This window comes from Tenacibaculum sp. SDUM215027 (genome assembly GCF_050566205.1).
GTDB lineage: Bacteria > Bacteroidota > Bacteroidia > Flavobacteriales > Flavobacteriaceae > Polaribacter.
The window spans coordinates 299,318-312,744 of the sequence record NZ_JBNXUE010000002.1; the positions used below are offsets into that span (position 1 = coordinate 299,318).

Sequence of the window (13,427 nt, forward strand, 5' to 3'; positions counted from 1 at the left end):
AAAAACAGGGCATTTAGCCCTGTTTTTCTTTATTATATATAGTAAAAGTTATTAATAATAAATAGTCCATTTACCCATTACTTTTTTACGAGTATAGTTTTTAGCTAACCAATCCAGTTTTTTCGGAAGTTGTTTTTTATAAAGTAACAAAACGGTAGGTTTTTTTACTATTTCGTGTAAACTTTTCAGTTCTACAGGGTCTTTAAGGTTGACTAAGTGTTTTTTCCAGTTTGTATCTGTTTCAAATTGTGTTTCTCTATTTAAAGAATTATGTCCGTCATATAAAGAAATAATAGATTTATTTAAACCAAAAGCAATGGATGGTTTTCTGGTGTTATACACTAAAATATCTCTAGAGTCCAAACCTTCACTAATAATGAATTCTGTTACAGGCTTAGAAGCATTTACTTTTAATTCATTCTTAGCTAGTATTGTCGAAGCGCTTATCAATAAAAATACAGTAATTATAAGAGAAGTGAATATTGGTTTGAATTTAACCTCTTTTGTAGATTTGTAAAGCAAGATTATTGTAGTTAAAGCAATACAGCTACCAATAGCTAAATAATAAGGGAAGTTCATGCCAGTATTAATAAAAGGAGCAATGATAAAAACCAATAGGATTAAACCAGAAAAACCAAGAATAAAGTTATTTATGATTTTTGTTTTTTCAGTATTGATTTTTGAAAATAAGTCAGCGGTTAGTATGGCAAGTAAACCATATAAAGGCAGAATGTATAAAATACGTTTAGAAGAAGAAATAGAAAAGAAAACTAAGGGAATTACAAAAGCCATTAACAAAGTAAAATGTAGAGACTTCTTTTTTAATACTTCTTTTTGGTCTTTTAGTAAATAAATTAAAGCTAAGAACCACGGTAGTCCAACTAAAGGAGCAAAAGCTAAAAAATACCAAAATGGTTCTGTTCTTCCGAAGGCATTTTTAGAAAACCTATCTGCAGTTTGTTTTCCTAAGAAATAATCAAGAAAAGCAGGATTGTGATATCCTAAATACACAAACCAAGAAGCAGCAATAACTAAAAATAATACCCAAGCAGTAATATGATGGATAGAAAAATTCTTTTTCGCTTTTTCTGTACGATTATAAAATAAAATGAAAATTACAGGGACAATAAATATTACAGGTCCTTTTGTTAAAAAACCTAAAGCTAAGCTTAAGGTAAAGGTATAGAGCCATTTTATAACTCCAGATTGGCGATATTTTACCCAACTATAAATACTTAGTAAAGCAAACGTAGCTAGAAAAGCATCAGTAGTTAAATTACGTGACGACATTAATACTAAAGGAAAACTAAAATAGATAATTGAAGACCAAAGCGCTGTTTTCTTATTATTGAAAAATAAAATACTTAAACGATACACTAAAATAAGTTGTAATAAAACGGCTAATTGTAAAAAGAAGCGAGCCCCAAAAGCATTAATACCAAATATTTTGTAACCTAAAGCTGTAATTTGATAGGTAAATGGAGGTTTATGATAATGATGAACATCTAACAAGTTTGGATATATATAATCGCCAGATACATGCATTGCCCTTCCAATTTCGGCATATCTCGCATCGCTACTTTCTATGACTCCGTAAGACCCCATATTGATGAGTAAACTAATAGCAGCTATTAATAAAAATATATTGAAAGACAGTTTACTTTTCATTTTAGTAAAATTTAGTTCTTTTTAATTGTTTGTAAATCAGGTTTTTATTGTTTATTGTGTTTTAACATGATATAAACGTTTCTAATATAGATAACAAAACCGAATAATTGACCAACGAATAATACAGGGTCTTTTCTTATGATGGCGTAACTCAAAATCATAAGCGAACCAACAAGACTTAATAGCCAAAAACCTAAAGGTAAAGAAGATTCTTTCTTGCGCTCAGAATAAATCCATTGATACATAAAACGAAGTGTAAAAATAACTTGACCAATGCTTCCCCATATTAATAAATTAATAGGAATGTCTTCGTTACGAAACAAACGCTCAACATCTATTTGATTATTTTTAAAAGAATATACAGCAATAAAAAAAGGAAAAATAAATAAAAAACCACGTAAAATTTTAGGTAGTTTTTTCCAGGAACCTTGTAATTGCATGTTTCTTATATAAATAAAGTAGGTTAGTGATTGACCAAGCATAATGGCAAAGTCATCTCGTAACCAACCATAAACAAACAGCAAAAAGGAAGCAATTAAGCTTAATTGCCAAAACAATTCAGGAGTTAAAACTTTTTTTACTTTTTCAGACTGAATCCATTGCAGTAAAAGTCTTGCTGAAAATAAAATTTGAGCAGCAAAACCGATAATGTACACAAAGTATTTATATGAAAGCCACTCGCTCATTAGCTAATTTTAGACTCTTCAATAGTGTAGTTTATATAACTTTTTCGCATCCATCTGTAAGCAAAAGTATCACGTAACGCTTTTAAAGAACGATTGAAAATGTTAAATTTGGAAGTACCTGCAATACGTTCAAAATGTTGCACTTTTAGTTGTTTTATTTTTCCGTTCTGAAGTAAAATTAAGGCAGGAATAAAACGGTGCATTCCTTTAAAGAAAGGAATTTTTTTTGCAACATCAGTACGTAGTACTTTTAACGGACAACCAGTGTCAATAACACCGTCGTTAATTAAACTACGTCGTATACTATTGGCAATTAATGATTGTATTTTTTTACTTAAAGTGTCTTTTCTTTTACCTCTATATCCAATAACGGCTTGATAATTGTCGATGTTTTCTAGTAAGATATCAAAGTCATATGGAGTAGTTTGTAGGTCTGCATCGATATATCCGATTAATTCGGTGTTGATATGATCAATACCTGCTTTGATGGCAGTACTTAATCCGCAGTTTTCTTTAAATTTTAAATATTCAAAGTCAGGATTATCTAAACAGATTTCAGAGATTCTATGAAAACTATCGTCGGTAGAACCATCATCGATAAATAAAACTTTACTTTTAGTTTTGCTTTTAGAAAAATAATCAGTAAACGTACTATATATTCTATCTAAATTATCAATTTCATTAAAAACTGGAATGATGATAGTCATTCTGTAACTCATAGACTTGCCTGTTTTGATATAACTGTGCGAAAGTACAAATATTTAAAAAAACTATTAGATTTTGAGTTTACTATTTACAAAACCTAAATCTAATTGTTTAAAGTGGTTTCTATAGTATTGTTGTTACCTATCAACATCTAAAAACTTCTTGTCATCAAAAGCTTTTTTATAATCAGCTAAACTCATTCCGAATCGTTCAGCAGTATAGTTTTTTTCTTTATCTATTTTATATAGTTTACTTTTTCTACTTATTTCCATAGAATTAGCTACAAAGAAAATAGAATCGGTAGTAACGTTTGTTACTTTTACGGTAGAATAAGCTTTGTCTGATGATTTGTATTCAACTATGTCATTTATTTGAGGAGTATTAATGTAGGTAACAACATCTTTACCGTGTTGTTGTACAGAGTAGATTCCAAAGAGAATTATAGCTCCCATTAATAAGGAACCTATCCAATGAGTGAAAGGAGTTTTGGTGTTTCGTTTTACATTGTCGTGAGCTAACTTTAATTGTTCGCTCATGTTTTTACGTTCGTAAGTAGCTTTACAATGATTACATTCAGATACTCCTTTCTTGCCTATAGGAAAAACAGGAATCCAATAAATGTAAAAGTATTTACCAAAAATACTAATGGTGTGAGTGTTTTGCTGCTCGCAGTGATTACATTTTACACCGCTAACTTTTTCGTTGTGTAAATGCGCTCCTTTAGTTCCGTAGAAAATCATAATAATGAGAAGTTTGGTTTGGATAAATATATAAAAAAACCAATGATTATTTTCATTGGTTTTTAAGTTTTATAAAGGCAGAAAGTGTTTATTCTTCCATGCTGTGGTAAACATTGTTTACATCATCTTCTTCTTCCAATCTTTCTAAAAGTTTGTTTACTTCTTCCTTTTGTTCATCAGAAATAGCAGTAGTGGTTGTAGGAATACGTTCAAATTCAGAAGAAAGAATTTCAATATTATTTTCTTCTAGATATTTTTGAATAGCACCGAATTGTTCAAAAGGAGCGTAAAGCATTACCGAACTATCTTCTTCGTCGGCAAAAATTTCTTCAACTTCAAAGTCAATCATTTCCATTTCAAACTCTTCTAAATCCATTCCTAAGGAGTCTTCTTTCACTTTAAAGTTTACCACATGGTCAAACATAAAAGCAACTGAACCAGAAGTTCCTAAGTTTCCATTACATTTATTAAAAGAAGCACGAACATTAGCAACTGTACGGTTATTGTTATCAGTAGCAGTTTCTACTAAAACAGCAATTCCGTGAGGAGCATATCCTTCAAATAATACTTCTTTATAGTTTTCAGTATTTTTATCAGATGCTTTTTTAATGGCGCGTTCAACATTGTCTTTCGGCATGTTGGCAGCCTTCGCATTTTGAATTATAACACGTAAGCGAGAGTTAGTTTCGGGGTTTGGACCACCTTCTTTAACTGCCATAACGATATCTTTACCAATACGGGTAAAAGTTTTTGCCATAGCTGACCAACGTTTCATCTTTCTTGCTTTCCTAAATTCGAATGCTCTTCCCATGTGTATTCTGTTTTAATTTTGCTTGGCAAATGTAACTAATGCTATAAAATATTGCAATTAAAAATGCTTTTTGAAAATTACATCACCATTTTGTTTATTATAAGCTTTCCAAGTTCCGTCTTGCTTATCTTTTTTATAATGCCCTTTAACTTTTATATTTCCAGTTTCGTAATAAGATTTGTACGAGCCATCTTTTAAGCCGTCCTCTAAATCAACTTCAAACTTTAGCTTTCCGTTTTTATAGTATTCCTTGTAAGATTTAGCACTTAAATCAGAAGGATGTATTGCAGGTACTATAAAAAAAGTTATTGAGCTTTTATCGCTTATAGAATCTTTATAAGGAGTTAACTCAAGTAATAATTTTTCTCTTAATTCTTGGTCTTTTTTAGTACTTATTTCAATATTCTTAGGGTCTTCAAAAATAAAAGAAATATTACTTTCAAATAACTCATCAGAAGCAATTAGCTGTATTCCAATTTGAGAAAAACAAGTTATGTATGGTTTATTTTTTTGGAGTTCACGTCGAGTTTTACTGTCAACTAAACTTAAAAGATCTTTATATGAGTTAGGTGTGTTTACATAAGCAAATACACTAGATTTCTTTTCAAAATGATAATTAAAATCATCGAATTTTTCTGAACTCTCAAGTGTATACCCTATTAAATGATTATTAATAATTTCTTTAATAGTGTTTGGACTGGTACTAAAAACTACAAAATCATCAATAATTGTAAAGTAAGGTTTGTCCATTTTAGAAAACATGTTTCCTGCTAACATTTTAAAGAATCCCTTAAGGTCAAAAAAGTTAATAGGGTAGCCTCTATAATTGATTTGTTTGTACTTTAAAGGAGTATTTTCTTTAATTTTAGAAAGAATGAACTGAAGGTTTTCTTTAGCATCATTAATATCATCAGCTTTAATAATAGCAGCGATATCTTTTTTGTTTTTTGAGAGCTCAGTATTAAAATGAACCAAAGCTATTTCACTACCAATCCAACTATAAATATGTTCAGAAACATTAATGTCTAGTTTATCCTCAATCATAGCAAGTTGATTAGAATACATTTTAAATTCAGCAGGGTTTTCTTGTTGAAGTTTTTCTAAATTACTGTTGAATGTTTTAAAATCATCAAAAGCAAAACTTAGATATAAAGAAGTGTTTTTGGGTGCTATTTTAGCAACACTACGCTTACCAACTCCAGATTTTTGTAATACTTTTAAATAGGTTTGAGAGCTACTATCAACATTTGTAAAGCCTGTAGCTTGAACTATAACACCTTCTACAATTGATATATCTAACCCTGTGTAAAAAAAAGCGTCTTTATTTAAGAAGTCTAAATTACTGGAATTGGTAAAACAACTTAGATAGTCTTTTAGATATTTATGTTGTAAATAGATGTTAAAAAAGCCGTCAGTATCTGTTTTCTTTTTTATTTCTAAAAAGTTTATGTCACGTCCAATAACGGGGTTTAAATATTGGTCAATTGACTTTTCAACTAGAAGATGAGTATAGGAAGCTATAACCTGATTTTTAATAAAGGAAAGATGCAAAGTTTCTCTTGTTTCCTTATTGTATAGCTCAATAATTTCATGCTCTTTATATACCCTTTTGGTTACTTTATAATCTTCTCCTGCTAAATTGCTTATAGCTCTTTTTAAAAAGATGAGTTTTGAGAATTTTTGCAAATCAGCTACATATAACAATCCATACTTTTTGGGACTGAATACATGTACAGAGATAACTAGATTACGTTCCCCAATAAAGTCAATAATTTCCTTTTTAGCTTTAAAGGTTTCATCTAAACTATTTAAGCTTTCTGTAAGTTTATTAATTTGTTGATTCTTTTGAAGGTGTGTCCAAATTTCACTTGAACTGATTTCATCCCAAGTATCAATAGGTCTTTCAGTATCAACCACAAAAACAGCATCATCAGGAACTAAATAAATAGATTTGATATTATCATTTTCAGATAAGGTAAAAATATAAACCTGATAGATAACATAGCTAACAACAAGGGCAATAATACCCCAAAATACTCTTTTTTTCATGTTGTTTACTGTGCTTTTAAACCTGTAAAACACCCAAATTGAATTTCTTTTCAATAGGCGCATGGTCAGCAGCTTCTATTCCCATAGAAATCCAAGTTCTAGTATCTAGAGGGTTGATAACTGCATCTGTCCATATTCTTGCCGCAGCATAATATGGAGATATTTGATTATCGTATCTTGATTTTATTTTATCGAATAACTCAGCTTCTTTTTCAGGAGTAATTTTTTCACCTTTTTTCTTTAAAGCAGCTGTTTCAATTTGTAATAATACTTTTGCAGCAGAAGCTCCACTCATTACTGCTAATTCAGCACTTGGCCATGCAAAAATAAGACGTGGATCATAGGCTTTACCACACATAGCATAGTTTCCTGCTCCGTAAGAGTTACCAATAACCACCGTAAATTTAGGAACTACAGAGTTACTTACGGCATTCACCATTTTAGCTCCGTCTTTAATAATTCCACTATGTTCAGATTTACTCCCTACCATAAACCCAGTAACATCTTGTAAGAAAACTAACGGGATTTTCTTTTGGTTACAGTTGGCAATGAATCGTGTAGATTTATCTGCTGAATCGTTATAAATTACCCCACCAAACTGCATTTCGCTAGGTTTAGTTTTTACTCCTTTTGATTTTACAATTTTACGTTGGTTGGCAACAATACCAACAGCCCATCCATCAATACGAGCATATCCTGTAATAATTGTTTGACCGTAACCAGCCTTATATTCTTCAAATTCAGAATTGTCTACTAAGCGTTTAATGATTTCCATCATGTCGTATTGTTCATTACGAGCTTTTGGTAGAATTCCGAAGATATCGTCTTCATTTTCTTTTGGAGGAAAAGCCTCTTTTCGGTTAAAACCAGCTTTGTCGTAATCTCCAATTTTATCCATTAAGTTTTTAATGGTATCTAAAGCATCTTTATCATCTTTAGCTTTGTAATCGGTAACACCAGATACCTCACAGTGCGTAGTTGCTCCACCTAACGTTTCGTTATCAATAGATTCACCAATAGCTGCTTTTACTAAATAGCTTCCTGCTAAGAAAATACTTCCTGTTTTATCAACGATGAGCGCTTCGTCACTCATAATTGGCAAGTAAGCACCACCAGCAACACAGCTTCCCATAACAGCAGAAATTTGAGTAATTCCCATGCTACTCATTACAGCGTTATTTCTAAAAATTCTTCCAAAATGTTCTTTGTCAGGAAAAATTTCATCTTGCATTGGTAAGTACACACCAGCAGAGTCTACCAAATAAATAATTGGTAATTTATTTTCTATAGCTATCTCTTGTGCTCTTAAATTCTTTTTACCTGTAATAGGAAACCAAGCTCCTGCTTTTACTGTTGCATCATTAGCAACAACAATACATTGCTTACCGCTAACATATCCCATTTTTACAACCACACCACCAGAAGGACACCCACCGTGTTCTAGGTACATATCTTCTCCTGCAAAAGCTGCGATTTCAATAGACTTAGATTTGTTATCTAATAAGTAATCGATACGTTCACGAGCAGTCATTTTTCCTTTCTCATGATGTTTGTCGATACGTTTTTGTCCGCCACCTAATTTAACTTTAGCAAAGCGTCTGCGTAAATCTGATACTAAAAGTTTGTTGTGGTCTTCGTTTTTATTGAAGTTAAGATCCATGGTAAGTTATTTGTTTGCGTGTGCTAAAATAAGAAAAACGACGTATAAAACAAGGTGTTTACCTATACGATTGAATGATGTTTTCAATAGTTTTTTCTATTTCTTTGTTTCTAGATTGTTTTATTAAAATATATGGTTCAGCTACACGTTCGTTACAGTTTTGTACAGCACAAGTTTCACAAGTAATACCTACTGTTTTTTTAATGAAAGTATCTTCATTAAAAAAATGAAGTTTACGTTTTAAGTGTGGAGAAAGCAACATACCTATACTTACACTACGGTTAATCTTATCTTTAAAAGGATCAGCAGTAGCAGCAGATAGTACTAAATATTCCTTTTGAGAATTTTCGTACGAAGATATCTGAATTCCATAGGCAGATTTTTTTTCTTCTGAAACCTCTAAATCCTCTATGGTTTTTATAGCAATCCATCTTCTGCAATAATGTTCGTTATTACGATTGGCATGTGGAGATTGTTGTTGTGTAATATGTAACTCCTTTGATAGTCTATGTATAGGGGAACCTTCTTTGTGTGTAAAACGTAAAAAGAACAGGTTTTTAATGTTGAAATGCCTTGGTAAGATATTGGTTAAACGTTGATAGAATGTCTCATCAGAACAATTATAGCTTCTAATAATTTTATGCAACTGTAAAGGTTGCCAAGTTTCTAAAGAAAAAAGCTGTGTTAGTTTTTGAATTAAATCATCTTTTGGAATAATTAAAGCGCCAGCAAAGTAAGAGGCGATAAAATTATTTAATACTTCATCAAAACTCTCAAACTTTATCCAAGGAAAGGTATATAGTCTATTTTCAACTTGTAAATAATTATAAGCTATTTCTTTAGCAAAAATGAATGTTTTCTGAGCTTCGTTTATATCATTATATATTAGTAGCGTCTTGTTTTTTGGAATGTAGATGTTTCTCAGTTCAGATAACTTTTGATGTTTTGATAACTCTTCACTATCAATTGTGTAACCATATTCTTCAATTAAGATTTCTTCCAAGTCTTTTGAAGTAATAGGAGCATTTGGATTTATTTGGTATGCTTTTATGAAATCAGTAACCTTCGTTTCAATATCTTCAAAATAATTGTTATGTGCTTCTTGGTATGAACGCAATGCAGCAAGAAAAAAGCTTTCTCTTGTTAAATTATAGTTTTGCGATATCTTAATAATTGTGCTGATAAATGCATTCACCTTAGCAGGCGCATTGGCAATAATATCAATTAGGTTATTTTCTTTAATACCAAATAGGTCAAGTGGAATCTCTTTTAAAATTTTTGACTGTAAAATTTCACCAATAGGAGCTAGGTTTTTATCTAGCTTTAATGATACTAAGTGGTCGTAAGGTACTTCTAACTTCTCAGAAAGAATAACAATTTTATCAGTTTTCGGGTACTTTTTACCTTTCTCAATTTCGTTTAAATACGATTTTGATAATCCTGTTAGTTTAGCTAATCCAAAGAGTGATAGGTTTTTATCTGTGCGTATTTGTTTTAGCTTTAATCCGAAAACTAGTCTGATATATTCTTCTTCCAAAGTGTTTTTATTAAAAGATTCGTAATTCAAAGGTATAAAAATTAGCGAATTAATAAAAATTAGTAAATTTTATATTTTAGCGAACGTTCGCTTTTTTGTTTGAGTTCTTTTTTTTAATATTGAACTATCAATTAATAAGAAAAATAAAATAGTATGAATCAAGATGTTTTAGCAAAAGAAATTCAATGTGTAGGTTTTGATCAAGCCGAGTATAAAAGCGTTCTAACTGACGAAGCCAAAGCGTTTTTAATTCAACTTCAAGAAAAGTTTAATACTCAAAGACTTCAGTTGTTAGCTGAAAGGGAAATAGAACAAGCTTATTTTGATGCAGGAAATAATCCAACATTTCCTTTAGAAACGAAAGAAATTAGAGAAAGCGATTGGGTATGTGCTCCGTTACCTGAAGATTTATTAGACAGGAGAGTAGAAATTACAGGACCAGTAGAACGTAAAATGATTATAAATGCGTTGAATTCTGGCGCAAAAACATTTATGGCAGATTTTGAAGATAGTAATTCGCCTACTATTCAAAATATTTTAGATGGTCAGGTAAACTTACGAGATGCAGTAAATAAAACAATTTCATTTTACAATGCTGCAAAAGATAAAAGCTATGAGTTGAAAGACAAAGTAGCTACTTTGTTAGTAAGACCCAGAGGATTACACTTAAACGAAAAACATTTGTTGATTGATGGTGTAGAAATGTCGGGGTCTTTGGTTGATTTTGGTTTGTACTTTTTTCATAATATCAAAACCTTACAAGAGAAGGGGAGTGCAACTTATTTTTATTTGCCTAAGCTAGAACATTATAAAGAAGCACGTTGGTGGAATGATGTTTTTGTATTTGCTCAAGAGCATTTAGACGTGCCACAAAAAACAATTAAAGCGACAGTGTTAATTGAAACAATTACTGCAAGTTTTCAGTTAGATGAAATTATCTATGAGTTAAAAGATCATATGGCGGGATTAAACTGTGGTCGTTGGGATTATATTTTCTCATACATTAAAAAGTTTAGAAACCACACCAATTTTATAGTACCAAATCGCTCACAAGTAACCATGAGAAGCCCGTTTATGAAAGCCTATTCGTTACGAGTTATTCAGTCGTGTCATAAACGAGGTGTACATGCAATGGGAGGAATGGCTGCTCAAATTCCCGTAAAAAACAACAATGAGTTAAATAAAGAAGCTTTTGCAAAAGTAAAGAACGATAAAGAGCAGGAAGTAAAAAATGGTCATGACGGAACTTGGGTTGCACATCCAGGACTCGTGGAGGTTGCAATGGATGTTTTTAATACAACAATGCCAAATGCGAATCAGATAGATAAAAAGTTAGAAGACTTATTAATTACTGAAGAAGATTTGGTTGAATTACCAGAAGGGACTATCACTGAAAAAGGAATACGAGACAACATAAATGTTGGAATTTTATATGTAGAGTCTTGGTTAATGGGGCAAGGAGCTGCTGCTTTGTATAATTTAATGGAAGATGCAGCAACTGCTGAAATCTCTAGAACGCAAGTATGGCAATGGTTACATAAAAGTGTGATGTTAGAAGACGGTCGAACATTTACTGAAGGAATGTACGAGCAATTTAAAAAAGAAGAGATTACAAAAATAAAAAGTTATGTAGGTGAAGACAGATATAACAAAGGAAAGTTTGACTTAGCTATTCAATTATTTGATGAGTTGATTTTAAATAAAGAATTTGTAGAGTTTTTAACCTTACCAGCGTATAAATACTTGTAGTATAAACTATTTAGAGAACCAGGTTTTGTGCGAATAAATATTTTAATATACAGACTAAACTAGGAATATTTAATCTCGATTATCGAGTAAAAAAAGCCCTCAAAAAATGCGGCAACATTCAAGAGGGCAAGCTATCAATAAAAATTAATAACCTTATCAATTACAAAATTATGAAAAATTTAGCACACGCTAATTATAGTTCTGCTTTACAAACTGTAAAAGACTTAAAGAAAAAGTATGGAACAACATGGAATTCAGTTTCTTCAGAAAATGCTGCTAGAATGGTAGCGCAAAACCGTTTTAAAACAGGTTTAGATATTGCTAGGTATACAGCTGCTATTATGCGAAAAGACATGGCAGCGTACGATGCAGATCCATCTAATTATACGCAATCTCTGGGGTGTTGGCATGGTTTTGTAGCTCAGCAAAAAATGATTGCTGTTAAGAAACATCACAAAACTACCAGTAAACGTTATTTATACCTTTCAGGATGGATGGTAGCTGCGTTACGCTCTGAATTTGGTCCGTTACCAGATCAGTCGATGCATGAAAAAACTGCTGTTCCAGCATTAATTGAAGAAATTTATGATTTCTTACGTCAAGCAGACGCAATTGAGTTGAATGATTTATTTCGAAGGTTAGAAAACGGAGAAGATGTGCAAAATGAAATAGATAATTTCGAAACGCACATTGTACCAATTATTGCAGATATTGACGCTGGTTTTGGAAATGAAGAAGCAACGTATTTATTAGCTAAAAAAATGATTCAAGCCGGTGCTTGTGCTATTCAAATAGAAAATCAAGTATCAGATGCAAAACAGTGTGGACATCAAGATGGAAAAGTAACGGTGCCACATGAAGATTTCATAGCAAAATTAAACGCAATCCGATATGCCTTTTTAGAATTAGGTGTAGAGGATGGAGTTATTGTTGCTAGAACCGATTCGGAAGGAGCAGGATTAACTCAAAAATTACCAGTAAGTCAAGAACCTGGAGATTTAGCCTCTCAATACCTAGCGTTTGTAGAAGCAGAAGAAATCACGATTGACGAAGCTAGAGAAGATGATGTGCTGTTAAAACGTGAAGGAAAATTAGTACGTCCTGTACGTTTAGCAAATGGTTTGTATAAATTTAGAGAAGGAACAAATATTGACAGAGTTGTGTTAGATTGTATTACTAGCCTACAAAACGGAGCAGATTTACTGTGGATTGAAACACCTACACCTCATGTTGGTCAAATAGCAAACATGGTAAATAGAGTAAGAGCTATAGTACCAAATGCTAAATTAGTATACAATAATTCACCATCGTTTAACTGGACGTTAAATTTCCGTAATCAAGTATACGATGAAATGCTAATACAAGGATATGACGTTTCAATGTATGATAGAGATAATTTAATGGATGTTGTGTATGATGGTTCAGAACTTTGTCAATTAGCAGATGAGAAAATTCGCACGTTCCAAATAGATGGAGCAAGAGAAGCAGGAATTTTTCATCACTTAATTACATTACCAACGTATCACACAACAGCATTACATATGAACGATTTAACCGAGGGTTATTTTGGAGAAGATGGTATGTTAGCATATGTTAGAGGGGTACAACGACAAGAAATTAGAAAAGGTGTATCGTGTGTAAAACATCAGCGAATGGCTGGTTCTGATTTAGGTGATGATCACAAAACATTTTTTGCAGGAGAAAAAGCATTAAAAGCAGGAGGAGAAAAGAATACGGCTAATCAATTTGAAACTAAAAATGAAAATAAAGTAGAATTACAAAAAGAATCTGTAGTAGCTTAATTTGTAAAGTAATACTATAT

General features: G+C 31.6%; 10 protein-coding genes. 2 read left to right on the plus strand and 8 right to left on the minus strand.

Annotation, left to right across the window (positions count from 1 at the left end; all coding sequences use genetic code 11):
* Positions 1-51: 51 nt before the first annotated feature.
* From ACQYZ7_RS07565 to ACQYZ7_RS07600, 8 genes are all read right to left on the minus strand, one after another.
* On the minus strand, positions 52-1,668 hold the full coding sequence (locus tag ACQYZ7_RS07565) for an ArnT family glycosyltransferase (protein ID WP_430729162.1): 1,617 nt from the start codon (positions 1,666-1,668) through the stop codon (positions 52-54).
* A 44-nt stretch (positions 1,669-1,712) separates the two neighbouring features.
* On the minus strand, positions 1,713-2,354 hold the full coding sequence (locus ACQYZ7_RS07570) for a lipid-A-disaccharide synthase N-terminal domain-containing protein (RefSeq protein ID WP_430729163.1): 642 nt from the start codon (positions 2,352-2,354) through the stop codon (positions 1,713-1,715).
* Positions 2,354-3,073, minus strand: a complete 720-nt coding sequence (locus tag ACQYZ7_RS07575; protein WP_430729164.1) for a glycosyltransferase family 2 protein — start codon at positions 3,071-3,073, stop codon at positions 2,354-2,356. Before ACQYZ7_RS07575 ends, ACQYZ7_RS07570 begins: the two co-directional genes overlap by 1 nt.
* A gap of 123 nt (positions 3,074-3,196) precedes the next feature.
* The gene (locus tag ACQYZ7_RS07580) at positions 3,197-3,799 is read right to left on the minus strand and encodes a hypothetical protein (protein WP_430729165.1); all 603 of its coding nucleotides are present in this window, start codon (positions 3,797-3,799) and stop codon (positions 3,197-3,199) included.
* Between the two features lie 88 nt (positions 3,800-3,887).
* The gene (locus ACQYZ7_RS07585) at positions 3,888-4,610 is read right to left on the minus strand and encodes a YebC/PmpR family DNA-binding transcriptional regulator (RefSeq protein WP_430729166.1); all 723 of its coding nucleotides are present in this window, start codon (positions 4,608-4,610) and stop codon (positions 3,888-3,890) included.
* Between the two features lie 57 nt (positions 4,611-4,667).
* The gene (locus ACQYZ7_RS07590; RefSeq protein WP_430729167.1) at positions 4,668-6,659 is read right to left on the minus strand and encodes a DUF3352 domain-containing protein; all 1,992 of its coding nucleotides are present in this window, start codon (positions 6,657-6,659) and stop codon (positions 4,668-4,670) included.
* A gap of 16 nt (positions 6,660-6,675) precedes the next feature.
* On the minus strand, positions 6,676-8,319 hold the full coding sequence (locus tag ACQYZ7_RS07595) for an acyl-CoA carboxylase subunit beta (protein WP_430729168.1): 1,644 nt from the start codon (positions 8,317-8,319) through the stop codon (positions 6,676-6,678).
* A gap of 58 nt (positions 8,320-8,377) precedes the next feature.
* The gene (locus ACQYZ7_RS07600; RefSeq protein ID WP_430729271.1) at positions 8,378-9,856 is read right to left on the minus strand and encodes a helix-turn-helix domain-containing protein; all 1,479 of its coding nucleotides are present in this window, start codon (positions 9,854-9,856) and stop codon (positions 8,378-8,380) included.
* Positions 9,857-10,009: 153 nt separating this feature from the next.
* Here ACQYZ7_RS07600 and aceB point away from each other — a divergent pair, with 153 nt between their 5' ends.
* The gene (gene aceB, locus ACQYZ7_RS07605) at positions 10,010-11,605 is read left to right on the plus strand and encodes a malate synthase A (protein ID WP_430729169.1); all 1,596 of its coding nucleotides are present in this window, start codon (positions 10,010-10,012) and stop codon (positions 11,603-11,605) included.
* 170 nt (positions 11,606-11,775) lie between these two features.
* On the plus strand, positions 11,776-13,407 hold the full coding sequence (locus tag ACQYZ7_RS07610; RefSeq protein ID WP_430729170.1) for an isocitrate lyase: 1,632 nt from the start codon (positions 11,776-11,778) through the stop codon (positions 13,405-13,407).
* Positions 13,408-13,427: the final 20 nt, after the last annotated feature.

Bases quoted from the DNA above. Each gene is read 5' to 3' on its own strand.
- ACQYZ7_RS07595 (WP_430729168.1), bottom strand. From the start codon at position 8,319: ATGGATCTTAACTTCAATAAAAACGAAGACCACAACAAACTTTTAGTA.
- ACQYZ7_RS07565 (WP_430729162.1), bottom strand. From the start codon at position 1,668: ATGAAAAGTAAACTGTCTTTCAATATATTTTTATTAATAGCTGCTATT.
- ACQYZ7_RS07585 (WP_430729166.1), bottom strand. From the start codon at position 4,610: ATGGGAAGAGCATTCGAATTTAGGAAAGCAAGAAAGATGAAACGTTGG.
- ACQYZ7_RS07575 (WP_430729164.1), bottom strand. From the start codon at position 3,073: ATGAGTTACAGAATGACTATCATCATTCCAGTTTTTAATGAAATTGAT.
- ACQYZ7_RS07610 (WP_430729170.1), top strand. From the start codon at position 11,776: ATGAAAAATTTAGCACACGCTAATTATAGTTCTGCTTTACAAACTGTA.
- ACQYZ7_RS07580 (WP_430729165.1), bottom strand. From the start codon at position 3,799: ATGATTTTCTACGGAACTAAAGGAGCGCATTTACACAACGAAAAAGTT.
- ACQYZ7_RS07570 (WP_430729163.1), bottom strand. From the start codon at position 2,354: ATGAGCGAGTGGCTTTCATATAAATACTTTGTGTACATTATCGGTTTT.
- ACQYZ7_RS07590 (WP_430729167.1), bottom strand. From the start codon at position 6,659: ATGAAAAAAAGAGTATTTTGGGGTATTATTGCCCTTGTTGTTAGCTAT.
- aceB (WP_430729169.1), top strand. From the start codon at position 10,010: ATGAATCAAGATGTTTTAGCAAAAGAAATTCAATGTGTAGGTTTTGAT.